21 protein-coding genes are annotated in these 25110 nt (G+C 56.0%); 11 read left to right on the top strand and 10 right to left on the bottom strand.

The window, feature by feature from the left end; all coding sequences use genetic code 11:
- The first annotated feature begins 9 nt into the window (after positions 1–9).
- The 4 genes from ACR0I0_RS08840 to ACR0I0_RS08825 are packed head-to-tail and all read left to right on the top strand — an operon-like array spanning position 10 to position 5611.
- Positions 10–843 carry a SapC family protein gene (locus ACR0I0_RS08840; protein ID WP_171724551.1) on the top strand — a complete coding sequence of 278 codons (834 nt, stop codon included), beginning with the start codon at positions 10–12 and terminating at the stop codon, positions 841–843.
- A complete protein-coding gene (locus ACR0I0_RS08835; protein ID WP_480491030.1) occupies positions 830–2173 on the top strand; it encodes a TolC family protein in 1344 nt (447 codons plus the stop codon). Before ACR0I0_RS08840 ends, ACR0I0_RS08835 begins: the two co-directional genes overlap by 14 nt.
- The gene (locus tag ACR0I0_RS08830) at positions 2170–4317 is read left to right on the top strand and encodes a type I secretion system permease/ATPase (RefSeq protein ID WP_480491028.1); all 2148 of its coding nucleotides are present in this window, start codon (positions 2170–2172) and stop codon (positions 4315–4317) included. Before ACR0I0_RS08835 ends, ACR0I0_RS08830 begins: the two co-directional genes overlap by 4 nt.
- Positions 4301–5611 (top strand): HlyD family type I secretion periplasmic adaptor subunit, encoded by a 1311-nt coding sequence (locus ACR0I0_RS08825; protein ID WP_480491026.1) that lies wholly within the window; start codon positions 4301–4303, stop codon positions 5609–5611. The genes ACR0I0_RS08830 and ACR0I0_RS08825 overlap by 17 nt, the downstream gene beginning before the upstream one ends.
- A gap of 142 nt (positions 5612–5753) precedes the next feature.
- On the opposite strand, the gene ACR0I0_RS08820 is transcribed toward ACR0I0_RS08825, so the two are convergent.
- From ACR0I0_RS08820 to ACR0I0_RS08810, 3 genes are all read right to left on the bottom strand, one after another.
- Positions 5754–6455, bottom strand: coding sequence for a response regulator transcription factor (locus tag ACR0I0_RS08820; protein WP_152460491.1), 702 nt, complete (start codon positions 6453–6455; stop codon positions 5754–5756).
- Positions 6455–8320, bottom strand: a complete 1866-nt coding sequence (locus tag ACR0I0_RS08815) for a PAS-domain containing protein (RefSeq protein ID WP_371732268.1) — start codon at positions 8318–8320, stop codon at positions 6455–6457. The genes ACR0I0_RS08820 and ACR0I0_RS08815 overlap by 1 nt, the downstream gene beginning before the upstream one ends.
- A 158-nt stretch (positions 8321–8478) precedes the next feature.
- Positions 8479–10011: an alkaline phosphatase family protein gene (locus ACR0I0_RS08810; RefSeq protein WP_480491024.1), complete on the bottom strand. Its 1533-nt coding sequence runs from the start codon at positions 10009–10011 to the stop codon at positions 8479–8481.
- Between the two features lie 261 nt (positions 10012–10272).
- Between ACR0I0_RS08810 and ACR0I0_RS08805 the strand changes: the two genes are divergently transcribed.
- Genes ACR0I0_RS08805 through ACR0I0_RS08790 form a run of 4 tightly spaced genes read left to right on the top strand, consistent with a single transcriptional unit; the run spans position 10273 to position 14189 of the window.
- Positions 10273–11397 carry an ABC transporter permease gene (locus ACR0I0_RS08805; protein ID WP_209835126.1) on the top strand — a complete coding sequence of 375 codons (1125 nt, stop codon included), beginning with the start codon at positions 10273–10275 and terminating at the stop codon, positions 11395–11397.
- Between the two features lies 1 nt (position 11398).
- Positions 11399–12214: an ABC transporter ATP-binding protein gene (locus tag ACR0I0_RS08800; RefSeq protein WP_171636362.1), complete on the top strand. Its 816-nt coding sequence runs from the start codon at positions 11399–11401 to the stop codon at positions 12212–12214.
- Between the two features lie 5 nt (positions 12215–12219).
- A complete protein-coding gene (locus ACR0I0_RS08795) occupies positions 12220–13536 on the top strand; it encodes an MlaD family protein (protein ID WP_171636364.1) in 1317 nt (438 codons plus the stop codon).
- Positions 13533–14189: an ABC-type transport auxiliary lipoprotein family protein gene (locus tag ACR0I0_RS08790; protein ID WP_171636366.1), complete on the top strand. Its 657-nt coding sequence runs from the start codon at positions 13533–13535 to the stop codon at positions 14187–14189. The genes ACR0I0_RS08795 and ACR0I0_RS08790 overlap by 4 nt, the downstream gene beginning before the upstream one ends.
- Positions 14190–14272: 83 nt before the next feature.
- Here the strand turns inward: ACR0I0_RS08790 and ACR0I0_RS08785 are convergent, their stop codons facing one another.
- On the bottom strand, positions 14273–15853 hold the full coding sequence (locus ACR0I0_RS08785; protein ID WP_209835058.1) for an FMN-binding glutamate synthase family protein: 1581 nt from the start codon (positions 15851–15853) through the stop codon (positions 14273–14275).
- 249 nt (positions 15854–16102) lie between these two features.
- Between ACR0I0_RS08785 and ACR0I0_RS08780 the strand changes: the two genes are divergently transcribed.
- Together ACR0I0_RS08780 and crcB are read left to right on the top strand one after the other, a co-directional pair.
- Complete coding sequence (locus ACR0I0_RS08780; RefSeq protein WP_171724558.1) at positions 16103–16471, top strand: fluoride efflux transporter FluC; 369 nt, start codon at positions 16103–16105, stop codon at positions 16469–16471.
- The gene (gene crcB / locus ACR0I0_RS08775; RefSeq protein ID WP_171724559.1) at positions 16468–16830 is read left to right on the top strand and encodes a fluoride efflux transporter CrcB; all 363 of its coding nucleotides are present in this window, start codon (positions 16468–16470) and stop codon (positions 16828–16830) included. The genes ACR0I0_RS08780 and crcB overlap by 4 nt, the downstream gene beginning before the upstream one ends.
- Here crcB and ACR0I0_RS08770 read toward each other — a convergent pair.
- From ACR0I0_RS08770 to ACR0I0_RS08745, 6 genes are read right to left on the bottom strand one after another with little or no spacing between them, the layout of a single operon-like run.
- Positions 16827–18350 carry a DHA2 family efflux MFS transporter permease subunit gene (locus ACR0I0_RS08770; RefSeq protein WP_480491022.1) on the bottom strand — a complete coding sequence of 508 codons (1524 nt, stop codon included), beginning with the start codon at positions 18348–18350 and terminating at the stop codon, positions 16827–16829. The genes crcB and ACR0I0_RS08770 overlap by 4 nt on opposite strands.
- A complete protein-coding gene (locus tag ACR0I0_RS08765; protein ID WP_480491020.1) occupies positions 18347–19330 on the bottom strand; it encodes an HlyD family secretion protein in 984 nt (327 codons plus the stop codon). The genes ACR0I0_RS08770 and ACR0I0_RS08765 overlap by 4 nt, the downstream gene beginning before the upstream one ends.
- A gap of 34 nt (positions 19331–19364) precedes the next feature.
- Positions 19365–19691, bottom strand: coding sequence for a cytochrome o ubiquinol oxidase subunit IV (locus ACR0I0_RS08760; RefSeq protein WP_224856200.1), 327 nt, complete (start codon positions 19689–19691; stop codon positions 19365–19367).
- Entirely contained in the window at positions 19684–20316 is a 633-nt protein-coding gene (locus tag ACR0I0_RS08755; RefSeq protein WP_480491018.1) for a cytochrome c oxidase subunit 3, read from the bottom strand. Before ACR0I0_RS08755 ends, ACR0I0_RS08760 begins: the two co-directional genes overlap by 8 nt.
- Positions 20313–22403 carry a cbb3-type cytochrome c oxidase subunit I gene (locus tag ACR0I0_RS08750; protein ID WP_480491016.1) on the bottom strand — a complete coding sequence of 697 codons (2091 nt, stop codon included), beginning with the start codon at positions 22401–22403 and terminating at the stop codon, positions 20313–20315. Before ACR0I0_RS08750 ends, ACR0I0_RS08755 begins: the two co-directional genes overlap by 4 nt.
- Positions 22400–23359, bottom strand: a complete 960-nt coding sequence (locus tag ACR0I0_RS08745; protein WP_253283324.1) for a cytochrome ubiquinol oxidase subunit II — start codon at positions 23357–23359, stop codon at positions 22400–22402. The genes ACR0I0_RS08750 and ACR0I0_RS08745 overlap by 4 nt, the downstream gene beginning before the upstream one ends.
- 179 nt (positions 23360–23538) lie before the next feature.
- Here ACR0I0_RS08745 and ACR0I0_RS08740 point away from each other — a divergent pair, with 179 nt between their 5' ends.
- Positions 23539–24780, top strand: coding sequence for a lytic murein transglycosylase (locus ACR0I0_RS08740; protein ID WP_480491015.1), 1242 nt, complete (start codon positions 23539–23541; stop codon positions 24778–24780).
- The last annotated feature ends 330 nt before the right edge of the window (positions 24781–25110 follow it).

Here is a 25110-nt window from a genome sequence, read left to right as displayed (position 1 = left end):
GAGGCAGTTATGGCACAGAATGGCTTAACTCCGGTCAGTCTTGGACGACATGGTCATCGGTTCTGGCGGCGGTTCACCTCGTTCGATTTCGCAGGGACTATGGCAGATTGCCCTGTGGTCGAAGCAGAAATTCTTCAGGCCGCCGCCACATTTCCAATCACTTTTCGGAAATCTGAACACGGCTTTTACCCAGTGGCTGTTTTGTCCATGCAACCAGACCAGCCTACGCCATTTGTATCAGCACATGGCAAATGGCTGGCGACTTATGTGCCATGCGTCTTGCGCTGTGCTCCGTTTCGGCCACGACTGATTGAATCGGATGGTGACGGCAGTGACGAATTGCTTGTCGACGAAACGGCGGGGCTTATCACTGACAATCCGGAGGACGAGGTATTCTTCGACAAATCTGGGCAATTTGCGCCGGAACTGAAAAAAGTCGCAGCCTTCTTTCGCGCCCTGAAAGAGTCGATGAAATACACAACTCATCTGTGTCGTGTTCTTACTGACATGGGATTGTTTGGTCCGCTTACCTCTTTTCAGGGGGTTGAGTTCCCGTGCGGGCATTTTGGCGTCACGCAGAAAGCCCTGGAGAAAATTCCCCGCGCGCACTTGTCACTGCTTACATCGAATGGGGGTTTGCGACTGATTCACGCTCATCAGATTTCGCTGACCCATAGTATCTGGCTGACACATGCACATGCTCGCTCACATCGAGAAGCTGATGGTTCTCTGACACAACAGACCACCGGTGTTTCAGGGTTCTTGGACGCGTTGGTTGCGGCGCAACAGAAAGAAGAAGCCATGGACCATTGCAGTCAGGAGGGTCATCATGCGTTCCTGTAAAGCAGTGTTGTCCTGGGTTGCGTTCGCTCTGCTTGCAATAGCGTTGTCCGCCTGCACGCCCCCTCCTGATTTGACTCCAGTGGCAGTGTCCTTGGCACCCGGGACCACCGGTGCAGGGGCAGCAAAGCCATCGGCAAAGCTCAGCAGTAGTGCATTCGGGCAACGCGTGCGCCAGGCGGTGGAGACAAGCCCGACACTGGCGCAAAGTAATACCAGGATGGATATCGCATCAGCCAATCAAGATGCAGCGGAAGGCGCCTTTCTTCCGCAGATCTCGTTGGGAATAAATGCACGGTCCGAACGGGTCGAATCTGATATTGCAGATGTTTCACCCTATCTGAGAATTTCACAATTGGTTTATGACGGTGGGGCTGCCTCGGGGGATCTGACGGCAGCCCGGGCACGTGTTCTGGAAACACGGGGCGATCAGATTCAGACGGCATCGGCCACGGCGCTGGCCGCCATCGAGACCTATGTGCTTGTCATTGATCAAAGAAAAATACTCCGCATCGCGGCCGACAATGTCTCGGTTCATGAAGAACTGGTGCGTCAGATTTCGGACCGCACAGCGGGCGGCGCCGGTTCAAATGCAGATGTTCTGGCCGCTCAGTCCAGAATGGCAGATGCACGCACAAGACTGGCTGACGCGCGATCACGAACTGATCGGGCCGAAGCGCGGTTTCGAGAAGTGTTCGGGACTTTTCCCGGATCATTGCCCCCTCCTGTACCAGCCCCACCGCTGAATAGAAGTGATGCCCAGGTCGTGATGAACAGCCCTCAGATCCGTAGGGCGGATGCCAGCTTGCTGGCAGCCAAAGCCGAATGGTCGGCCGCTCAGGCACGTCGCAAACCGAACGTTCGGGTCGCCGCATTTGCCAACCAGGATGACACTCGGGATGCAAATTTTGGCGTGGATCTTTCTTTTAACTACGAGCTGGACAGCACCGGCCAACGCCGCGCCGCCATCGCCGCCGCAGAAGCAAAGGTGAAAGAAGCGGAGTTCGCGCGAGAGCAACTGGTTCGCGAAATCATGCGGGAGCTGGGCTTTATTCGATCCGATCAAAAAGCAGGCGCGGAACGGCTGCGCGCGGCCCGTTTTGCGGCAAGTGCCAATGCCGACAGTGTTGCTGCATCCCGCGCACAGTTCTCGATCGGGCGTCGCAGCCTGATCGAAATCCTGGACGCTCAACGCGATTACGTAAATGCGCAAGAACGCCTGATTCTGGCCGAACAGAGTTATTTTCTGACCAACTACGCGGCTCTGAGCCTTACCGGAGACATTCTGGACCTGCTCGGAATTTCGCTTGGCAATTGGAACGAGGTAAAATGAGCACGTTGAAATCAATGTCGGATCGCGCCTGTTTGACATGCTACGAAGCCTGCCTTCTGAATATTGCTGCGACGCTTGAACGCCCTCTGACCCTTGCAACGATCCAGGCGTCGCAGACCGGTTCGGACGGGGATCTGACTGTTCGTGACATCCTCTCGGTGGCGGAAAACACAGGTCTACAGGCGGGCTATGGCGAGCGGCGCATCGCGAGTTTTGACGAAGCATTGGCCCCGGCCTTGTTGCTGATGACCGAAAACAAGGCTGTTGTGTACCATGGCCGCGCAAAAAACGGTGCCTTGCTGATCTATGACCCGGAACTTGGTGAAGGAATCGGCGAAGTTTCAGAAGAACAGCTGGCCAATTCATACACCGGTTTCGCGGTCTTGTTTCGGCGAAATCATACAGATGAACTGGACGCCGGTCACACGGGTAACCGAGGTCATTGGTTTCGCGCGGCGTTGTCCGCCAATCGATGGACTTACATACAGGTTGCTCTCGCTGCGGCTCTGGCAAACCTTCTTGGCTTGTCGACCTCAGTTTTCATCATGGTTGTCTATGATCGCGTGTTGCCCAATGAGGCAACCGAATCGCTTATTGCCTTGACGGCGGGCGTAGCTCTGGCGCTGCTATTTGACTTCGTGCTGAAATTGCTGCGAGCGGCGTTTATCGACAAGGCCGGGCAAAAAGCCGACTTGTTCATGGGGCGGCGAATTTTCGACCACGTTCTGAACATCCAGATGAAGTCACGCGCGGGTTCCACCGGCGCCATGACCAGTACCATCCGTGACTTCGAGACCCTGCGTGAGTTCTTCACATCCGCAACGCTTGTTGCCGTCGTGGATCTGCCGTTCATCGGGTTGTTCGTATTTGTGATTTACCTGGTCGGCGGACAACTGGCATTGGTCCCGGCTCTGGCCGTGCCTGTGGTTCTGCTGACAGGTTTGGCCGTACAGCCGCTTCTGTCGCGCATGGCAGAAAAGAGCCTGTCCGACGGGCAATCCAAACAGTCGGTCCTCGTAGAAGCCGTCTCAGGCCTTGAAACGATAAAGACAACAGCAGCGGGCCGGCAAATGCGTTCCCGATGGGAGCAGGCGATAGAACGGCAATCCTCGCACGGTGCTCAGAGCCGGACCGTTACACAATTTGCTCTCAACCTGACCGGTTTTACGCAACAAGCGGCACAGGTGTTGATCGTATTTTATGGTGTTTTTCTGATCACAGACGGCCAGACCAGCATGGGCGCTTTGGTTGCCTCAGTAATGCTGACAGGGCGGGCCCTGGCACCCTTGGGCCAGTTAGCGCAAACGTTGACAAGGCTTAACCAAGCCCGAAGTGCATACCGAAACCTCAACGCGCTGATGATGGCGGAAAGCGAACGCCCACTAGGCCGAACATGGGTGAACCGGCCCCATTTCAAAGGAGCGATCGCCTTCAACAACGTGTATTTTTCCTACCCTGACCAAGGGGAAGATACCCTGCAAGGCGTTTCATTCACGATCAAACCGGGTGAAAAAGTGGCGATCCTTGGTCAGATTGGCTGCGGTAAAAGCACCATCGCACGTCTGATGCTGGGATTGTACGCGCCGCGTGTTGGATCTGTTACGTTCGACGGTCTTGATATCCGCCAGATCGATCCTGGCGATCTGCGCCGCAATATCGGATCCGTCTTACAGGACATATGGCTCTTTTCCGGATCAGTCCGGGACAATATCGCAAGCGGTGCAATCCGGCCAAAAGATCACGAACTGATCGAAGCAGGCCGCGCCGCCGGGGTTGAGGATTTCGTGGCCAACCATCCCGGGGGTTACGATCTTCAACTCGCGGAACGCGGCGAAGGCCTCTCTGGCGGACAGCGTCAAGCCATTGCCCTGGCAAGGGCACTCATAGGCCGTCCGCCGGTTCTCTTGCTGGATGAACCAACAAGCGCGATGGATGTCAAAACCGAAGCCCAGGTTATCCAACGTCTGAAAGAATGCACGGTAGAGTCCACCATGGTTGTCATTACACACAGAACCAGCCTGTTGGAGCTTGTTGACAGAGTCATCATCCTTGAACACGGGAAAATCGCGGCGGATGGCCCCAAAAGCATGCTGACGCAACATGTTCGCCGGACAGGGAGGCACCTGAATGTCGCAGCATCCTGATCTGGCCACCCTGGCGCGCGAGATGCAGGGACGCTCTCCTGTTCGGAGTTCCTTGCTGCTTTTGGTGATTTTGCTCTGCCTGATCGCCGCCCTATTGTGGGCGCACCTGACTGAACTGGACGATGTCACGCGCGTGGACGGCCGGATCGTGCCTTCCGGAGACATCCAGCTGATCGAAGCCACCGAGCCCGGCGTATTGCAGTCGTTGCATGTGCGCGAAGGCCAACTGGTCGAAAAAGGTTCTCTGCTTATGGAACTGGAAACAACCCAAATTGACAGTCAGCTCAGTCAGGAACAGCAACGCGCGTTCGGGCTGATGGCGCGCATCCAACGCCTTCGGTCCGAAATTGATGGGACACAACTGGATTTCGATGTTCAACTGATCAACGGCGCGCCTACCGTCGCGCAATCTGAAACTGCACTGTACCAAGGCCGGCGGGCCGAGTTGGAGGCAGAAATAGCCATCTTGGAGCGTCAGCGTCAGCAAAAACAGCGAGAATTTGAGGAAGGCCTGGTCGATCAAGTGACGGCAGAGGAAACCTTGCTGGTCCTGGCTGAAGAAAGGGCGATCATGGCGCCGCTGGTCGAGCGTCAAATGGAGCCTGCAACAACATTGCTTGCGTTGCGGCGGAGTGAAGCCGAATGGCGCGGTCGCAAGGTGCGGGCAGAAGCCGTAACCAACAGATTGCAAACGGGCTTGGACGAAATCGACGATCGAATTCAAGCGGTGCGAAGCCGGTTTCGCAGCGCCGCGCTGACGGACCTGGCGCTTGCCACTGCCGAGCTGGCTGCCTTGCAACCCGCCCTGCCCGCTTTGCGCGACCGGGCCTCAAGGGCGCAGGTTCGGTCTCCGGTACGCGGCATTGTAAACCGGATTCATCGCTCTACCATTGGCGGTCTTGCCCGCAGTGGAGAGGACCTTGTTGAAATCGTGCCGCTGGACGACACATTGCTGGTTGAAGCCTATGTAAAGCCCGAGGACATTGCGTTTCTGCATTCTGGTCAGCCTGTGAAGGTCAAAATCACGGCTTATGATTTTGCACGATACGGAGCGTTGGATGGGGAAATCATCCGCATCGGAGCAGACACGGTCACTCGATCTGAGCGTAATGACGAAGAGGTCTTTGTGGTCGAGATTCGAACCAAAAGCACCATGCTTGATGGGAATGGCATAGCAGTCGAAATCATACCTGGAATGATCGCCGAAGTCGACATTCTGTCGGGTCGCAAAACAGTGCTGGACTATATTCTGCAACCGGTTGTGAAGATAAAGGATCAGGCATTGCGCGAATGAGCGATGGGGCAATTGGGGACAGACGTGTCACTTCCGATACGGAAATCTCGGAGTCAGCAGCTTCAGCACGGAAGGCTCGAAAGGGTCAAACAAACATGGAAAACAACTCATCTGACCAAGTCTCGGCCGGTTGGATTTGCGACTACTTCCAACCGACATCACCCAAGAATATATACCCCGCCCCATAGATCGTCTTGATCAACCGCGGGTTCTTGGGATCTTCTCCCAGCTTGGTGCGCAACCTGGAAATCCGAACGTCCATCGCCCTGTCAAAACTGTCTCCGGCTGCGCCACCCAGGGACTCCTGCATTTGCCCTCTGCTGATCAGCCGCTTGGGGCTTTCCAGAAACAGCCGCAGGACTTCCCCCTCTGCATGGCTGAAAGGCGTTTCGTCACCTGATTCACTTTCAAGGACGTATCGGTCAAAATGTGCGGTCCAGCCGTTGAATTCCGCCGTATCCGAATGAGAGGTCTGAGTGCGAGGTGTTCTTAATCTTGCCCTGATCCGCGCCACGACTTCCGCAGGGTCAAACGGTTTTGTAATATAATCGTCTGCCCCAAGTTCCAGACCCGTAACACGGTCCTGCACCTGCGCGCGCCCCGAAATGATGATCACTGCCGCGCCTTGTTCCAACGCCAGACGATGAACCAACGCCAGCCCATCCGTATCCGGCAATGACAGGTCGACCAGACAGACATCGGGCGTCACACGGTTGAGCGCAGCCTCGAACTCTCGTGCGCGGGAAAAACTCTGCGTACGGAAACCGGCATCCTCCAGAGCGTCCGTCAGGATGCGCCGGATTTCGGGTTCGTCGTCGAGGATGGTAACCAGCGGTTGCGTCATCAGGCGGCCTCGGTTTGGATCAGGGCTGACAATTGAGCCTGCGAAAACGGTTTACGCAACACCGGTGCCAACGCAAGGGCGCGCTGGTACAACGGGTCCGAACTGGGCAGCGACGTCATAAGGATACATGGCAATCCCGGCTTCACCTGCCGCAAAATGTCCAGACCGGTACCACTTCCTTCGAGACGGATATCGGACAGGACAAGAGAAATGTCTTCAACGCTGTTAATCAACGCCAGCGCCTCATCTACCGAATTGGCCTCGATGACGGCGAAGCCCAGCTCTACCAGCATATCCCGAAACTGCCCCCGCAAATCTTCGCTGTCTTCGACCAGAAGTACCAGACCGTCTTGCACGGGCGGAGCTGGCCGATAGGGCAACCGCAAAACGACGGACGCGCCTGATACCGTGTTCTTGAGATTCAGATCGCCCCCGGCCAGCTTGACAGTGTCATACACCATGGGCAGACCAAGCCCCGACCCGTCGCTTCCCTTGGTGGTAAAGAACGGGTTCAGCGCCTTTTCCAGCGCCTCTGGAGTAAAGCCCGGGCCAGTGTCCGATACGGTGATTTCAACCCAGATTTCTCCGATGGTATGCGCGCTGATTGTAATCTGACCCGAACTGCCGCAGGCATCCCGCGCATTCAGCACTAGGTTCAGCAACGCATCCTGCACCATTCCCGGGTCCAGCATCAAAGCCCGGTCGGGCAAAGTGTTGACCACCGACAAACCGACGCCGCGCGGCAAGGAAGGCGAGGCCAATATTCTCAGGTCTTCCAACAGCGCCTTCATGTCCGTGGCCTGAGGATGTGGCGTTCGGTTCCCGGTCATATCCGCAATCCGGTTCAGCAATTGCCCACCCCGACGCGCCGTTTGCTGTGTCGCGGTAACCAGCTCATGTGCTTCATCCGACAGGTCCATTTTGTTCAGTTTGGACTGCATCCCAAGGATGATCGTCAGCAAGTTGGAGAAGTCATGGGCCAATCCACTGGTCATCTGGGCGGCCATAGCCCGCCGACGCGTTTGCTGCAAAACGACGCGCGCCTGCGTTTCTTCGGTGATATCAACCGACATTACATAGACGCCACCGGCGTCATCGGGCGTGAATGAAACGCGGATACGGCGGGAATCCTGATCCTCGGTGAACTCGAATACGGAGGTTTCTCCGTCATATGCTTTTGCCAGATGCGCTTTGACCCGCCGATACGCGGCGGCACCAAGAGCTTCGGATATGTGAAGCCCAAGAACCTCCGACGGACGTCCGGGAAGGACCGCGCTCAAACGGCGGTTGGAGTAGTCATATCGACCAGTGCTATCCAAATGCGCGATATGAGCCGGCATCATTTCGGTCATCATGCGTGTGCGGGCTTCGATTTCGGTCAGCTCGCGTTTGGCCTCTTCCAATGCCTTGATCGTGGCCGCAAGCTTTCGGTTGGTTGCAGACAGTTCTTCGGCGTGGCCGAGTAATTGTTCCGACAATTCTTCCGATCGCGCCCGCAGCAGGTTTTCTGCACGCCGGGTGCCGGTAATGTCAGTGTAAACCGCAACCCATCCGCCCTGTGGCAACGGCGCGCCTTCTATCGAGATAACCTGCCCGTTGGGCCTTACGCGTTCCATGTAATGAGGCTCGAAAGCCAAAGCCTGCTCGACGCGCAGGTTCACCATTTTTTCCACACTTTCTTCGTCACCGTATTCGCCACGGCTGGCGAGAAAATGGATGGTATCCCGAAACAAGGCTCCGCGTTCGACCAGCTCGTCCGGCAGGTCGAACATTTCCTTGAACCGACGATTGCTCAGCACCAGTTTCAGGTTGCTGTCATAGATCGAAAGCGCCTGACCGATGAGATTCAGTCCGGCAGTCGTCATCGCCTTTATGCGCTGTTCGGTGATGTCCAGGTTCGTCTTCTCCACGCCCCATGGGTACCATCAGAATTGATGCGCCGGTAGTGGAATTGATGAACGACAAAACGTCTCATGCAACTTCCATGATCTAACTGAAAAGAGCGCGAAAGCGTGCAGTAATCCTAATATCTGGAACGGGACTTCGCGCCTTCGGAAGTGATGGAGTGCAACGACAAGGTATGATCCATGTTTCGCATCCGATGGCGCAGCATCTGTCTGCCCAACCGGGCAAGATCAGCCGCAAACGCGGGGTTATCCGCAAGGTTTTCGAATTCTCCTTGTCCCTGGTGATCAAACAGGATCGGCGGCAGGTCGGCTGCAAATTCGATCAACGTGAATCGTTCGTCCCGCAATATTCCCAAACAGGAATCACTGTTGCCCGTTCCCAACCGCCGCTGCCAGAGGGTCGGTTCTTCGGGTTCCGAAAAATCCAGCTCGCTGAAGGAATAGCTGCGCCAATCACCGGGAACGTCGCCTTGCAACAAGGGCAACAAAGACCTGCCATCCATGGCGTTTGGAACAGTCTGCCCAATCCAATCAAGGATAGTCGGCGTGACATCAATCGACTCGGTAGGAACGGTCACTTTCGCGCCGGCCATGGCCTCGTTCCCCGGCAGACGTATCATCAACGGTGTGTGATAGGCCGCGTCGTACACAGTCATTTTGCCCCAGCTGTACCTGTCGCCCAGCATTTCGCCATGATCAGCCGTTATGACCAGCATGGTATCGTCGTATTGCCCACTGTCCTTGAGATACTGAACGACGCGCCCGATATGGTGATCGACCTCGGTCGCCAATCCCAGATAAACGGCGCGCAAAGTGCGGATGTTTTCATCCGTTGGCTCAACGTCAGCAAAGCCATGAACGAACTTTTCTGCCGTATAAGCGTCCAGCTTTGGTCCGAAAAACGGATGCAGTGCCTTTTCAGCGGCTTCGCTTGGCAGGCGTTTCGGCAGAGGGATTTCCGCCGGATCGTACATGTCGTTATACGGGGCAGGCGCAACCAAAGGTGGATGAGGACGGATGTAAGTCAGATGAGCAAACCATCCCTCGCCTTGATGAGGTGCAATCCCGTCCAGAAACGCATCGGTCAGGAAGGCTGTGTCGCTGTGTTCTGCCCGATACATGGCCGGGTCGTTCAGCTTGGGCGTTTGACCATCCGGTGAGACAGGCTTGTAAACATCCCAATATGTATCGAACGTATAGCCATTTTTCATTAAATATGATCGCCAGGGGTATGACTCTTCCAGGCGCATTTCGACAACTTCAAGGAACCCGTTCATCGATTGCTCGTAAGATTTGAGCACGGGATCGTTGGGATCATGGACTCGGGGATCGGCAGACGTATCGGTGTACCCGAACAGCATCGGCATATAACCCGCCTTTCGCATTTCCGTGGCGATGTTCGGCGTGTCATGACGCAGCGGAGTACCATTTCGCACGGAACGGTGGTTCATCGCGTATTGGCCGGTCAAAATCGATGCGCGGGATGGCCCACAGGGATTGGTGACAGAGAAGTGGCGCGTAAAACTTACCGCCTCGTCCATGAAAGCCCGAAGGTTCGGTAGCTGCACGTGCTCGGCCAGAGCGCCGTTCAGGCAATCTGCCCTCAATTGATCGATGATGATGAACAGAACGTTCTTGGCGTGATGCATACCGACTTCTCCGAATTCCGCACCCAGGGTTCCGCAGCGGAATGTGTCCCGCTTCCGTTTTTCGCGCAACCGATTAGTCGAACAGCCCTGCGTTTTCTTTTCCGGCCTGACTTGAGCCGAGAAAAGTAACACCCCTGTTTACAGTTACGCTTGCTTCAACTCATGGTCCGGCGTGACGCCAAGGCCATCCTGTGCGGCAAAAACCACTTCAAAGGGCACAAAGTCATTGCAGGCATTAATTGTTTTACTTCACATGGCACCATGACGCAGCCAACGATCACATCAGAGCGCGACGCCAGCGGCAATCAAGTGCGCATTTCTGGTGAGTTGCTCACACAATCCCTGCAAACCGTGGAGCGTGATTTTGCTGCGGTCCAACCTTGCGGGGGCAAAGTCGTTATTGACCTGTCCGGTATAGAAGCATTGGATACGGGCGGAGCCTGGCTGGTTGCGGACCTGGGCCGGAGGTTCACGTCAAACGGTGCCACGCTGGAGTTTCAAGGTGTGAAACCCGCACATGCGACACTGATAGACACGGTGACACGCAGCATCCCGGACAAACCCGGCAAGCTTGAGGACCCTCGTGGATTTCTGGACTGGGTCGCACATGTGGGTCAGGGCACATTCGGAGCCTGGAAGGATACCCTGTCGATTCTCGAATTTCTGGGCCTCACCCTGCACCGCTTGTTTCGAACCCTGGTCATGCCGTGGCGTCTGCGCAAAGCGGCCCTTGTCACTCATATGGAGGAAACCGGGGTCAAAGCCCTTCCCATCGTGGCCCTGATGGGTTTTCTGATCGGTGTCGTGCTGGCCTTTCAGGGTGCGACACAACTGAAACAGTTCGGGGCCGAGATCTTCGTGGTCGAACTGATTTCAATCTCGATTCTGCGAGAGCTGGGAATTTTGCTGACCGCGATTATTGTTGCCGGCCGCTCGGGTTCGGCATTCACGGCCTCGATCGGTTCGATGAAAGTACAGGAAGAGATCGACGCCATGCGGACGCTGGGCCTTGACCCGATCGAGGTTCTTGTCATTCCACGTGTTTTGGCGTTGCTGATCATGCTGCCCATTCTTGGCTTTGTCGCAGATGTTGCCGGCCTCTTCGGCGGCGCGCTGATGAGCTGGATCGATCTGGGCGTAAGCCCTGGCATGTTTGTCACCCGTTTGAAAGAAAACACCGATGTCTGGCAACTTGCGGTTGGGTTGATCAAGGCACCATTCTTTGCGCTGGTCATCGGGGTTACAGCATGCTGGCAGGCCTTGCAGGTCAAAGGGTCGGCCCAGAGTGTGGGGCAGCGTACAACCGCCTCGGTAGTGCAATCCATTTTCATGGTGATTGCAATCGACGCATTGTTTTCGATTTTCTTTTCCGAAATCGGAATCTAACATGAACGATAGCACGCAACACGAAACGGAACAGAACGCAGCGCAGCGTGACGCCGTGATCCGCGTTCGCGGTCTCAGAAACCAATTCGGAACGCAGGTGGTTCATGACGATCTGAACCTTGATGTCTGGCGCGGCGAGGTTCTGGGCATTGTTGGCGGGTCCGGAACCGGAAAATCCGTCTTGCTACGTACAATTGTGGGTCTGAACAAACCTGCTGCTGGCAGTATAGAAGTGTTGGGAGTGGATGTCCTGAACGGTCCCGAAGAGGAACGCCGCAGGATCGAACGCCACTGGGGCGTGGCCTTTCAAGACGGTGCGCTGTTTTCATCGCTGACCGTATTGCAAAACGTGATGGCCCCACTGCGAGAACATACGGGCATCAGTGAAAAACTGATGGAATCTCTGGGTGCGTTGAAGATCAGCCTTGTGGGTCTGCCCCAGCTGAGTTGCGGCAAATTTCCATCGGAGCTGTCAGGCGGCATGCGAAAGCGCGCGGCGCTTGCACGGGCACTGGCGCTTGATCCCGAAATCGTTTTTCTGGATGAACCGACTGCCGGATTGGACCCGATTGGCGCGGCTGCGTATGATGAATTGATCGGCGAATTGCAGCAGGCACTTGGGTTGACTGTTTTCATGGTCACCCATGATCTGGACAGCCTTTACGCCATCTGTGACCGAATTGCAGTGCTTGCAGAAAAACGCGTGCTGGTTGAAGGTCCGATTGAGGATATGACCAAAGTGGATCATCCTTGGGTGCAGGAATATTTCACAGGCCCCCGCGCCCGCGCGGCGCAACAGAAGGGTCAGGACAGGTAAAGGCGATGGAAACCAGAGCAAATTACATCCTGATCGGCGCGTTCACCCTTGCGGGACTGTTGGGTGTATTCGGCTTTTTCCTGTGGTTGGCGAAATTCGAAGTGACCCGGCAATACGCTTACTACGATGTATTGTTCGATAACGTCTCGGGGCTTTCGGCGGCGGGCGGAGTGAATTTCAACGGCCTTCCTGTTGGGCAGGTGATCTCTCTGAACCTGGACGAGGACGATCCGTCCAAGGTTCGCGTGCGAATAGAAGTGGATGCAGATATTCCGATCACCGAAGAAACGATCGCCCAGCTTCAATCGCTGGGTGTTACCGGCGTCGGTTACGTTGAACTTACTGGCGGGTCGCCTACTGCCGAAAGATTGCCGCAGGACAGCGTGATCAAAAGCAAGCGCAGCACCATCCAGTCATTATTTGAAGGCGCACCAAAAGTGCTGGACGAGGCCGTTACACTTCTGGAAAGCCTGAACAAGGTCGTCGACGACAAGAACCGGCAAGCCGTGAGCAGCATTCTGGACAACCTTGCCTCTGCGACTGGCCGGCTGGACAAAACATTGACAAGCTTTGAATCCGTGGCCAGCGACATAGGCAGTGCAGCCAAGGATATTGGTGAATTTTCAAAACGTCTGGACCCTTTGATTGAAACGGCGGATACGACCCTCAAGACCGGCACGGACACGCTCAATTCGGTCAAGTCCGCGTCCGAGTCAGCCAGGGCTGCGCTGGACGAAGCGAAAACGACGATCGAAACGGCAGACCGCATCTTGCAGCAGGACGTTCGACCTTTCATCGAACGCGGGTCGCAACTGGCCGAACGGTTGACCCTCTTGTCGGACGAAGGCAGCGTCACGCTGGGGATCGTGAACGAGACCGTGTTGAACGCCAACACGACACTTGGTTCGATCACATCTGCAATGGACACGGCCAAAGGTGCGCTGTCTTCGGCGGAAACGGCCTTTGAATCGGCCAACCGCGTCATGGAAGAAGACGTGGCGCCCGTAGCGGAAGATATCCGGAAGGCGGCCAACCAGGTCACCGAAACAGTCTCGAACATCACCGGTAAGATCGATCAGATTTCAGACGATGTCCTGAGCGCTTCGAACTCTGCGTCAGAGCTGCTGGGGACAATTGACGGCATCGTTCAGACCAACCGCCGGCAGGTGTCAGACTTCTTGCGGGTGGGTCTGCCGCAATTTATTCGCTTCGTCGAAGAATCCCAACGCCTGGTAATCAGCCTCGACCGTCTGGTGGACAAGGTCGAACGTGATCCTGCGCGGTTTCTGCTGGGCACCCAAGCATCGGAGTTCCGCCAATGATCAAGCCTGCAATTGCAATTCTGACGTTTGCATTGGTCGGTGGATGTGCCGGTTTGGGCACTTTGAAACAAGCCGCGAAACCCAACGATCTGTATCTGTTGACACCCAAAAGCACATTTTCGTCGGCGTTGCCGCGAATACAAAAACAGATCGTAGTTGAAGAACCAACAGCAACCGCCGCTGTGAATACGGATCAGATCGCCATTCAGCCCACCCCGTTACAGGTTCAGTATTTGCCGCGGGCACGTTGGGTGGATCGCGCACCCCTGATCGTTCAGACGCTGTTGATCGAAAGCTTTGAGAATTCTGGCAAAGTCGCTGCCGTTGGCCGGTCAACGGTCGGTCTGCGTGCTGATTACGTGATCGCACCGGACCTGCGCGAGTTTCAGGGGATTGTTGTTGCGGACCCCGAGAACGGAGATAAAATCCGTATCGAAGTGCGCATGAACATCAAGGTCATCGATGAATACGACGACAAGATCATCGCTTCGAATTCGTTTCAGGAAAATGTCGTTGCCGCAAGCGACCAGACATCAGATCTGATCAAAGCGTTTGATTTGGCCTTGGGGCGCGCGATGCGAGATTCTGTTGAATGGAGCATTCGCAGGATCAGCACGCATGTGGCCAACAATCCCAGATCGAACCCCAGTTGAGTTAAGCCACATGTCAAAACAGTAAGTGCGGGCGCAGTTCGCCCACACCTGTTCTGGGTAAACGGTTGTTAACGGATCGGGTCTCAGAAACGAGATGCCGAAGCGCGTTCCCAATCCGCCGCGAATTCCTCGGGCACAACACCTGCCAGCAGCGCACCATCCTCCAGATAGGTGTAGAGGTCACCATAGGTTCGCTCATGCTCGTCCGCCGTGCGCCGCAAAATGTCGCGTGGATGCAGCTCGGACACTTTTTCCTTTCCCATCGCACCCAAGAGTTCGCGGAAACTTTCGAGTGTTGCGTCGTGATACCGGTGAACGCGCCGCCGCTTTTGCGGGATGTTCACAGCGCGCCCGCGCACGGGATCCTGAGTGGCGACCCCGGACGGGCAACGGTTGGTGTTGCAATGCAAGGCCTGAATGCAGCCCACCGCAAACATCATCGCCCGTGCCGCGTTGCACATATCCGCACCAAGCGCGAATTTCTCGACCATGTCGTATCCGGTCGCCACTTTGCCCGCGCAAATGATCCGGATCTTGTCGCGCAGCCCAACGCCACGCAGGCAATTGTTTGCGAAAATCAGCGCCTCGTTCAGGGGCATACCCAGACGGTTGGTGAACTCGACCGGGGCCGCGCCTGTACCCCCTTCTGATCCGTCAATGGTGATGAAGTCCGGCAAAATCCCTGTCTCGAGCATGGCCTTGCAGATCGACATGAACTCGGAAGGTTTGCCAATACACACTTTGAAGCCGACAGGTTTGCCGCCGGACATTTCGCGAAGATCTTGAACGAAGTGCATCAACCCCGAGGGCCCGTCAAAAGCGCTGTGAGTTGGGGGGGAAATCACATCCTGATGCTCGGGCACCCCGCGGATTTCGGCAATTTCGGCATCGACCTTGGCAGCGGGCAGAACGCCCCCATGCGCAGGCTTGGCACCTTGGGACAACTTGATCTCGATTGCCTTGACCACATCCTTTGTGGCCTTTTCGGCGAACTTGTCCTTGTCAAACCCGCCTTCCGGCGTTCGACATCCAAAATAGCCCGTCCCAATCTGCCAGATGATATCGCCGCCTTCGGCCAGATGGTGAGGAGACAACCCGCCTTCACCGGTATTGTGGGCGAAACCTCCATCCTTTGCCCCGCCGTTCAGCGCGCGGATGGCGTTGGCGCTCAGGGCGCCGAAGCTCATGGCCGAAACATTGAGACGCGAGGCGCTGTAAGGCTTTGTGCATTGTGGCCCGCCCAACATGACGCGATCTTCGCTTTTGTCCACGTGCTTGGGCGCAAGCGAATGATTTGCGCGGTGATATCCGACCTCGTTTATGTCGTATTGCGTTCCGAAGGCCTGCGTATCCATCTGGCCCTTGGCGCGGGAATAAACCAGGCCGCGTACGATCCGGTTATAAGGTCGGCCGCTTTCGTTGGTTTCAACGAAATACTGTCGAATTTCCGGGCTGACGAATTCAAGCATGTACCGGAAATGCCCCAGAACCGGATAGTTGTTCAGCACATTGTGCTTGGTAGTCAAAACATCATAAAGGCCGATGACCGCGTAGGGCACCAAGATGACCAAAAGCCAATGTACGGGTGGCCAGAAGAACCCCAACAGCAACACGAACGGCAGGCAGACATAGCTCAGAAAATAGTAGATCCTGCGTACAATCATGTTCCTGTCTCCTCATGTTTCCGACCGGTGGTTGCGCGTTCCAACAGCACTCAACGTGAAACAGATTGATTTTTAATTGCAAGCTTTCGCGGGAATTTATCCGCCCAAAGACGAAAACGTGAAAGTGCGTTACGGTGGCTCAACAGTTGAACAGGGTGTCGCCAGTGGATATGCCACGCATACCAGAAGGCGACAGGCATACACTTGACAAAGACGCATTCCCAACCCCGACGCGACCGAAAGAGCCTTATGTTTCTCGCCGTCTTTGCCGGAGGAGCGCTGGGATCGTTGTTGCGCGAAGTTTTCGCGCTGGAAATCCCCGGCCTCAGTTTCCTCACGTCGACCTTCGGCATTAACGTGGCGGCCTGTTTCGTCTTGGGGTGGCTGTATTCAATACGTCACAAGGTGCACGCGCATGTTCTGCATCTGGGCGCGGTCGGATTTTGTGGTGGGTTGTCCACCTTTTCATCTTTTGTAGCTGATCTGGAACGTATTGCCGAAAGTGATCTTTGGGCCGTGCCGCTTGCTGTCGGGTTGGAAGTCGCGTTAGGCATTGGCGCTGCCCTGGTCGGAGAGAAGCTGGGCAACCATTTTCATTCCGAGAGGTCACCGTCATGAATGACCTCTATCTTCATGCGATGTTCGGACTGGGCGGAGGCCTGGGGGCGGTCCTGCGTCATTGGCTGGCTTTGAAAGTGCGGCACGATTTGCCCTTTTCGACGTTGATCGTCAATGTATTGGGCAGCCTGCTGCTGGGGATCTGGATCGGCTATCTGGGCGGCCCTGTCGACATCCCCGAGGATCAAAGACGGCTGGTCTTTGGATTCTGCGGCGGGTTCACCACGTTTTCCAGCTTTGCCTATCAATCTCTTGAACTTCGGCGCGAGCGCACTCTGGTTCTGGCAGCTGGCAATATCCTGATCAGCCTGGTGCTGTGCTGGTTCGCCCTGTGGCTTGGGCTGACCTTGACGCGCTAATGCACATGAGCGGCAACATGTGACCCGGGCTTCGGAGCGCGACAAAAGAAAAGCAATGGAATTGTCGCCAAGGCAAGCAGACCCAGATTGTTGAATACGGTCAAATAGGAAATCATCTCGGCCTGCTTCATGATTTCCTGGCCCAGAATGGCAGCACCTTCAGCGCTGTCCGGCGCAAGGCCAAGCGGGCTCAGATACGCCTGGGCCGCGGGGTTGTAGGGCGTCACATTCTGGCTGAGCACCGCCGTATTGGTCTGCAACCCGCGTACAACCCAGCTGCCGACCAGCGAGATGCCAACCGACGACCCCAGTTGCCTTGTCACGTTGAACAGACCAGAAGCTTCGTCCTGCCGGCCTTTACTGATGCTCTCGAAAGCCAGTATCGACATGGGCACGAACACAAGACCCATCCCGAGGCCGCTGATGGCCCCCGGCCATGCGAGCTCCCAAAAACCGGCATTGAGGTTGATGGCCCCCATCATGAAATTCCCTATTGCTGTCAGCAACAGGCCGATGCCCGCCAGCAGGCGCGGATCGAAGCGGTTTACCAGAACTGCGCCGGTCAGAACCATGGACAGCCCTGCGGTCAGGCCACGCGGAATGAACAGATGGCCCGACGCGATGACTGGGAAATCCAGCAGACTTTGAACAAGCGTCGGCAAAATCGCGATGCCCCCGAACAGAGACACGGCAAAACCCGCGATGATCAGATTGCACAGGGCAAAGTTTCGGTCTGCGAACAGACGCAGGTCCACAACCGAATTGCGAGAGGTCAACGCGTGAAAAATGAAACCAAACGCCCCGATAACTGCTGCGATCACAGCCACCTGGATGACGCGGGACGACATCCAGTCCAGTGTCTCGCCTTGATCCAGAACGAATTGAAGGCACCCGATTCCAATAGCCAGCAGAGCAAGGCCTTTCCAATCGATCTGAACCTCCTCGGTTTTGTCTTCCGGCAATTCTCCGGCCAGCAGAAGCAGCGCAAGGGCCGCCACAGGAACATTGACAAAGAAGACCATCCGCCAGGAAAAATATTCGGTCAGGATTGCACCGACCGTTGGCCCCAGTACCGGCGCCACTACGACGCCCAGACCGAAGATGGCCATTGCCTGTCCGCGCCTTTCCCGCGGGAAGGCATCAAATAGAATGGACTGGGACAAAGGGATCAGGAAAGCGCCGAACATGCCCTGAGCCAGCCGAAAGGCAACGATGACCTCAAGGCTCCAGGACATGCCGCACATCATCGACATGACGGCAAAACCAGTCACCGCCGTCAGGATCAACCGTCGTCGGCCCACGCGTCGGGCGACGAACCCTGTCAACGGCATGATGACCACCGCGGAAACGATATAGCTGGTCAGAATCCATGTCGCCTGATCGGTCGTCGCCCCGAATGCGGCCTGGATATGCGGCAACGCCACATTGACAATCGTACTGTCCAGGACTTCCAGAATGGCGCTGAGAACAACGGCGATCACGATCACCATGTTCACATGGCCGGACGCCACAGGGGTCATTTGTCGTCCACCGGACCTGTTGTATCTACGACAACTTTGCTGCTGCCTCCGACACGCAAGGGCGCATCGGTCGGGTCAAGCGCGATCCGAACCGGAAATCGCCGGGTGACCTTGACCCAATTCCCGCTCGCGTTTTCCGAGGGCAGCAACGAAAACGTGTCCCCAGACCCTCGCCCGATTGACGCCACCTTACCTGTGAGCGTCGTTCCGCGGAGCATATCGACACGTATTGTGACCGGCTGCCCCGGACGAATGCGCGCCAATGCGGTCTCTTTGAAGTTCGCGTCCACCCACCAATCGGACGATTCGACAATCGAGAATTGCGGGGCATTGGCGGACACCGAGGATCCTGGTCGAAGAGTCAGATTGGCGATCCATCCGTCGGCCGCAGCATGGATCTTGGTCCAGGCAAGGTTGGTTTGCGCAATTTCAAGTTGTGCCCGCGCAGACAGGATATCATCCTGTTTTGCCTGCAACCCGCTATTCAGTGCCAAAAGGCTGGACTGGCTGGTCGTCAACCTTGCAGAGGCTTGGGCGAAATCCGATGCCGTCTGATCCAGCGATGCCTGCGCGATATCGCCTGATGCGAACAGGGCTTTTGCACGTTCAAAACTCTTCAATGCAGTATCGTAGGCCGATTGGGCGCTGTCCACCGAAGCCTCTGCCGCCGCAATCTGTGTGGAATAGGATTTGGCCTGTTGTATCGCACTATCCAGATTGGCTTTAGCTGCATCCACAGAAGCCTTGAATTGAGTGTCGTCGATCGTGAAAAGCAGATCGCCGTTTTTCACGGGCTGGTTTTCGATCACATGTACATCGGCCACCTGCCCTGTCACCTGTGCAGCGACATAGATGATGTTCGCGCCCAGATATGCATCCTGAGTGGACGGGTAGCGCTCTTCGTGCCTCCAGAACAGAACAAGACCGACTGCAATTGCTGCAAGTATCAAAGCCACGGCTGCGATTTTGAGTGGCTTCATTCTCATATCCCTTTCTGCACGCGCCCCATGCGCATCACATCACATGCATGTGCATTCGAATTGCCAGATTGCCCAGCACCCAGACCGTTCCAAAAATCATGATCAACAGAACCATCGTGGAAAACAGAACCAGATGCAGGTCTTCGCGGCTGCTGCGCCGGCGATCGATGTGCAGGAAATAAACAAGTTGCAGAACAAGTTGGGCCAGACCCAGCAATCCAATTGTCAGGTAAACACCGGGGGTTTCGATCCCAAACAGATGGGCCACGCCGAAGGTCGCAAAAGTCAACAGCAGCGAACCACCGTATCCGATCACATAGCGCCGACGCTCGCGACGGTGCATTTCAGAGCGCTTATCCATAGGTCAGACCTCCGAAATAAACGATGGTGATGATCCCGATCCAGATCAGGTCCAGAAAATGCCAGAACAGGGCCAACCGAACCACGCGCGAGATAATGACGTCCGTCATCCCTTTCACGCGCAACTGGATACCCAGAACGATCAGCCACAAGCACCCAGCGGCGACGTGCAAGCCATGCAGCGGAACAAGTCCGAAGAAAGCCGACAAGAAACCGCTGCGCTGCGGAATGCCACCTTGTTCCGCCATGGCCATGAAATCACGCACCTCTAGCACTAGGAAGCTGATGCCCAGAAAAAGCGTGACGCCAAACCACAAGACAATGCGAGCGCGCGGCAGATTGTATTTCAGCGCCAGCATGGCAAGGCCAACCGTCAGACTGCTTGTCAACAGGATGAGCGTCTGCGCAAAGACGCTTTTGAGATCATACAGCTCGTGCGGGCCGGGACCACCGGCCTGTGCATCGATCATCGTGATGTAAATCGCAAACATCAGGCCGAAATAGACCAGGTCGCTCATCAAAAAGACCCAGAACCCGAAGGTGACGACCTCGGTCGCCTTGTCAGCACTCGCGTGACGTTCCCCCAGGTTGATACCCGGATAGCTGTGGGTGGGCGCGCGCTTCATGTCACCGCCTCCAGATCGGGACGGGCGAGGCCGCGATTTTCCGAAGACGTCTCGAAATCGCGATCCACCGCCTTTTCACCGTGAACCAATGCAAGCCAGGCTTCGTGATCCTTGCGCACTTCTTCCGCCGGTATGGTCAGCTCGGTACTGTCGTCGAACGTCCAGACGATCACCGCCAGGATCATCAGAACCGTCATCAATGCAGCCAACCACCAGATCCACCAGACCAGCGCGAACATCCAGATACCACTCATGACACACAGAACGAACCCAATGCCTGTATTGCGCGGCAAATCGATATCTTCATAGGCGTCGGGCGTTGGGTAGGCTGCCCCCTTTTCCTTTGCTGCCGCAAAATCATCCCGGTCCGTAACGGTTGGGATGATCGCAAAGTTGTACGGCGGCGGCGGCGACGGAACAGACCATTCCAACGTCCGTCCATCCCATGGATCTCCAACGGGAACGCGGGTCTTTTCGCGGTCACGGATGCTGACCCAAAGTTGGATCAGAACCGAGAACAACGCGCAGGTAATCACCAGCGCCCCGACGATCGCCACCATCATGAAGGGATGGAAAGATGGGTCATCATAGCTGAAAGAACGGCGCGGCATCCCCATCAGTCCGACGAAATAAAGCGGCATGAAGGTCAGCAAAAATCCTATGGTCCAGAGGGCAACCGTGACGCGGCCCCAGAATTCGTTCAGGCGAAATCCGAATGCCTTGGGGAACCAGTAGTTGTAGGCGGCCAAAAGTCCGAACAGCACACCCGGCAACAGTACGTTGTGGAAGTGGGCCACCAGGAACAGCGTATTGTGTACCTGATAATCCACGGTCGGATTGGCCAGGATCACCCCGCTCAGGCCACCAATCACGAACAACATCAAAAATGCCAAACCATACAGCATCGGCACCGAGAACCGGATGCGCCCCCGCCACAAAGTCGCCATCCAGTCATAGACTTTTACACCGGTGGGAATGGCGATCAGCATGGTTGCGATACCAAAAACGGCGTTGATCAGGGCGCTCTGCCCCATGGTGAAGAAGTGGTGCAGCCAGACGGTAAACGACAGAACCGCGATCGACATCGTGGCGATGACGAGCGAGTTGTAGCCGTAGAGCCTCTTGGCCGAAAAAGTCGCAAAAACTTCGGAGTAGATGCCATAGGCAGGCAGAACCAGCAGGTAAACCTCGGGGTGGCCGAACAGCCAGAACAGATTGGCATAGTTCATCATGTTGCCGCCGAGGTCATTGGTGAAAAAGTGGAAGTCCAAATAGCGGTCCGCGGCCAGCAAAAGCGCCGCGACGCCCAGCGGCGGCATGGCAAAGACGATCAGGATCGAACTGCATATGATGGTCCAGCAATACATCGGCAGCCGCATGAAGGTCATGCCCGGCGCGCGCATCTTGTAGATCGTAACGGCAAAATTGATACCGGTAAGCGTCGTGCCGATACCCGATACAACGATCGCCCAGATCCAGTAGTCCGGCCCAACGCCCGGATTGAAGGCGGCCCCGGTATACGGTGGGTAGGCCGTCCAGCCACCGGTCGAGAACCGCCCCACGACCAGCGAAACCATAAGCATCATACCGGAAGACACCGTCAGGCCCAGACTGATCTGGTTCAAGCGAGGGAACGCCACATCCCGCGCCCCGATCATCAGCGGGACGACATAGTTCGCGATACCAAAGACAAAAGGCACCGCGACAAAGAAAATCATGATCGTGCCATGGGTGCTGAACAGCTCGGCGAAATGTTCGGCTTCCAGGAACCCGTCGCCCGGGCCCGCGGCTTGCTGCGCGCGCATGACAACGCCTTCCAACACGCCGCGCGCCAGCATGACGATGGCAAAGACGACATACATGATCCCTATCTTCTTGTGATCAACACTGGTCAGCCAATCGCGCCAGAGGGGCGTCCACAACCGAATCCAGCTGAGCAGGCTGACCACGACGACAACGCCAACCAAGACGATTGCGGCCGCGGCGTTGGCAACGATCTCATTCGCGTTCGGGTTCTGGATCAACCCTGTGATCGGAAGCGCATCCCAGTCGAGGCGGCCGAGGAATCCTGAATAGGACGGCGTCATTGCTGCACCACCTGCCCGAAGGATGCCGTTCCCGGCTGTTGATCAACCGGCAGCGCTTTGCCGCTGTGATAGCGGTGCAGGATCGTTTGAAACAAATCTTGTTCCATCGTGAAGTACAGCGCGTCCTTTGGCATCTTGTCGGTCCCCAGCGCCGCCTGCACCTCATCCCTGTCTGTCCGCATCGCGAGCATCTGATACGTTTCCGGGTCCAGTCGGATACCATTTTCGCGCACTTTCTGGGCCCAGCTTTCAAATTCATCACTGTTCATGGCAACGGTACGAAATTTCTGTTTGGTAAAACCCCGCCCGTTGTACTGCGTGTTCTCGCCTTGCATGACCTCGGGGACGTCCGCGACCAGATGCAGTTGGGTGGTCATTCCCGGCATCGCGTAAATCTGGCCCGCCAGCGCAGGGATCATGAAGGATTGCATGACGGTATCGGTGGTCAGCGTCATAGCCACTTGCTTTTTGGTGGGAATGCCGAACTCGCCCACACTGGCAATACCAAGATCGGGATAGATGAACAGCCACTTCCAATCCAGCCCGACAACCTGCACGCGCAAGGCCGGATCTTCACCAAACGCCGACGCGTATGGATCAAGCCGATGGGTGGCCTTCCAAAGGTAGAACGACAGGAGCGCCACAATCACAACGGGCACACCCCACATGAGGAATTCCAGTTTCGCGGAAAAATCCCAATCCGGTCGGTAAGCTGCGTGACTGTTCCTTCTGCGGCGATAACGAAACGCGATCAACGGTACCAGTATCAGCACAGGGATAACAGCCACCATGATCAAAGCGGTCGCCCGCAGCAGATGCGTTTTCTGGATGGCGGCAATGGGTCCTTGCGGATCCATGAAACTGTCGCTGGCGGAAACCATGTGCGGCATCGACACAAACAGGATCACCGCCATCGCAAGCAAAGGGATTGGATTGGGCGTTTTTACATGTGCCATGACTGACTGCCCCTTCCTCAAACAAAATATCATTCGACTATCGACAAGTGCGTGAATTTTCTCAAGAGTTTTTCAAACCACCAATTGCCCAAGTCTATCCCGATTCAACTTCGGGTAAATGGGCCCAAGCCACTGCGGCATCTTCCCGTTGACTTGCAATCCCAACCGGGACAGACAAAATGACGATGCGTATTCTGGTATTCTCTTTCGGGTTCATCCTGCTCTTTCAGCCCTTGTTGGCACAGGATCGTGCGGCGATCGAACGCCAGTTTCAGTCGTGGTTGCAAGAAACCATTTGGCCTCGGGCAAAGGCCAAAGGTGTGACACGCGAGACGATGCAAGCAGCCCTTTCCGGCGTGACCCTTGACTGGAAATTGCCTGATCTGGTGCCTCCGGGAAGCGCGCGCAAAACGCCCAAGGTCCAGAAGCAGGCCGAGTTTGGCTCACCCGGTCGCTATTTCAATCCGGGGTCGGTACAAGGCGCAACATCGGCAGGACGGAAAATGGCACGGCGCCATGCCGCAACTCTGGCGGCGGTCGAAGCTGAAACCGGCGTTCCTGCCCGCATTATTCTGGCGATCTGGGGAAGAGAGAGCGGATACGGACAGGTTCCGATCCGACATGATGCTTTCCGGGTACTGTCGACTAAGGCTTTCATGAGCACTCGGGCAGACTATTTCACAGCCGAGCTTGTTGCCGCGCTGCAAATCGCAGAAGCAGGACACCAGCCCGCCCGGCAAATGAAAAGCAGTTGGGCTGGCGCTTTGGGTCAGCCTCAGTTCATGCCGTCCAACTATTTGTCCTATGCTGTCGACGGCAACGGCGACGGGGCGGCTGATATTTGGGGGTCACCCGAAGATACGATTGCGTCAATCGGAAACTACCTCATGAAACACGGCTGGGTTCCTGCACGGGATTGGGGATTCGAGGTTGTCGTACCCCAAAATGTCTCTTGCGCTTTGGAAGGCCCCGATCAGGGGCGACCTATTCAGGACTGGGTTGAGATGGGGATACGTCGCGTCTCGGGCAAACCCTTTCCAGCTCATGAGCTGCGTGGTGACGGGTACTTGATGATGCCCGCAGGACGACATGGTCCGGCATTTCTGGTCACGCCAAACTTCTACGTTCTGAAGGAATACAACAAAAGCGACCTGTATGCCTTGTTTGTCGGCCATGTTGGCGACCGTATTCAATACGGTATCGGAGATTTCAATGGCGCTTGGGGAAAGGTCGGCGGGCTGTACAGATCTGATATCGCCAAGATGCAGCAGGCGTTGGAACAAAAAGGGCATGATGTCGGAGGGGTCGATGGGCTGCCGGGGTTCAAAACGCGTCGTTCGATAGGTCGATGGCAAGAGACCCTGGGCATCGAACAGACCTGCTTTCCGGATGCGCTGATGAAAACAAGCCTGGCCCCGTGAGGCAAACCAAGGTGTTCAGCCGACTCTGACACCCGGCCGGCTCATCGATCCAATGTGCAACAATCAGGCGCTTCCAGAACCTATCTACGGAACCTCGTAACAATTGTTGCCCATTCGAAAACAAACTCTAAAAGGGAAAATCAAAAACTCGGATGCGTTGAACAAGGCGGTCAGCCGCCCTTGTGGAAGTAAGAAACTCTGTCCGTCTGCACCCTTTGACGCGGTATGTCCTTCAGACCCCGTGCTTCCGAAAATGAGTGTTGTGGGCTGCTTTGGGCGGGTCGCGGTTTCCGGGTGGGAAAACCACGCAAAAATAACACGATACGCGGT

It is taken from the genome of Ruegeria sp. AG6 (assembly GCF_056541565.1).
Note: the sequence above shows the minus strand (reverse complement) of the source record. Positions and strands in the feature narration are given on the sequence as shown.

Bases quoted from the DNA above. Each gene is read 5' to 3' on its own strand.
- ACR0I0_RS08840 (WP_171724551.1), top strand. From the start codon at position 10: ATGGCACAGAATGGCTTAACTCCGGTCAGTCTTGGACGACATGGTCAT.
- ACR0I0_RS08835 (WP_480491030.1), top strand. From the start codon at position 830: ATGCGTTCCTGTAAAGCAGTGTTGTCCTGGGTTGCGTTCGCTCTGCTT.
- ACR0I0_RS08830 (WP_480491028.1), top strand. From the start codon at position 2,170: ATGAGCACGTTGAAATCAATGTCGGATCGCGCCTGTTTGACATGCTAC.
- ACR0I0_RS08825 (WP_480491026.1), top strand. From the start codon at position 4,301: ATGTCGCAGCATCCTGATCTGGCCACCCTGGCGCGCGAGATGCAGGGA.
- ACR0I0_RS08820 (WP_152460491.1), bottom strand. From the start codon at position 6,455: ATGACGCAACCGCTGGTTACCATCCTCGACGACGAACCCGAAATCCGG.
- ACR0I0_RS08815 (WP_371732268.1), bottom strand. From the start codon at position 8,320: ATGACGACTGCCGGACTGAATCTCATCGGTCAGGCGCTTTCGATCTAT.
- ACR0I0_RS08810 (WP_480491024.1), bottom strand. From the start codon at position 10,011: ATGCATCACGCCAAGAACGTTCTGTTCATCATCATCGATCAATTGAGG.
- ACR0I0_RS08805 (WP_209835126.1), top strand. From the start codon at position 10,273: ATGACGCAGCCAACGATCACATCAGAGCGCGACGCCAGCGGCAATCAA.
- ACR0I0_RS08800 (WP_171636362.1), top strand. From the start codon at position 11,399: ATGAACGATAGCACGCAACACGAAACGGAACAGAACGCAGCGCAGCGT.
- ACR0I0_RS08795 (WP_171636364.1), top strand. From the start codon at position 12,220: ATGGAAACCAGAGCAAATTACATCCTGATCGGCGCGTTCACCCTTGCG.
- ACR0I0_RS08790 (WP_171636366.1), top strand. From the start codon at position 13,533: ATGATCAAGCCTGCAATTGCAATTCTGACGTTTGCATTGGTCGGTGGA.
- ACR0I0_RS08785 (WP_209835058.1), bottom strand. From the start codon at position 15,853: ATGATTGTACGCAGGATCTACTATTTTCTGAGCTATGTCTGCCTGCCG.
- ACR0I0_RS08780 (WP_171724558.1), top strand. From the start codon at position 16,103: ATGTTTCTCGCCGTCTTTGCCGGAGGAGCGCTGGGATCGTTGTTGCGC.
- crcB (WP_171724559.1), top strand. From the start codon at position 16,468: ATGAATGACCTCTATCTTCATGCGATGTTCGGACTGGGCGGAGGCCTG.
- ACR0I0_RS08770 (WP_480491022.1), bottom strand. From the start codon at position 18,350: ATGACCCCTGTGGCGTCCGGCCATGTGAACATGGTGATCGTGATCGCC.
- ACR0I0_RS08765 (WP_480491020.1), bottom strand. From the start codon at position 19,330: ATGAAGCCACTCAAAATCGCAGCCGTGGCTTTGATACTTGCAGCAATT.
- ACR0I0_RS08760 (WP_224856200.1), bottom strand. From the start codon at position 19,691: ATGGATAAGCGCTCTGAAATGCACCGTCGCGAGCGTCGGCGCTATGTG.
- ACR0I0_RS08755 (WP_480491018.1), bottom strand. From the start codon at position 20,316: ATGAAGCGCGCGCCCACCCACAGCTATCCGGGTATCAACCTGGGGGAA.
- ACR0I0_RS08750 (WP_480491016.1), bottom strand. From the start codon at position 22,403: ATGACGCCGTCCTATTCAGGATTCCTCGGCCGCCTCGACTGGGATGCG.
- ACR0I0_RS08745 (WP_253283324.1), bottom strand. From the start codon at position 23,359: ATGGCACATGTAAAAACGCCCAATCCAATCCCTTTGCTTGCGATGGCG.
- ACR0I0_RS08740 (WP_480491015.1), top strand. From the start codon at position 23,539: ATGACGATGCGTATTCTGGTATTCTCTTTCGGGTTCATCCTGCTCTTT.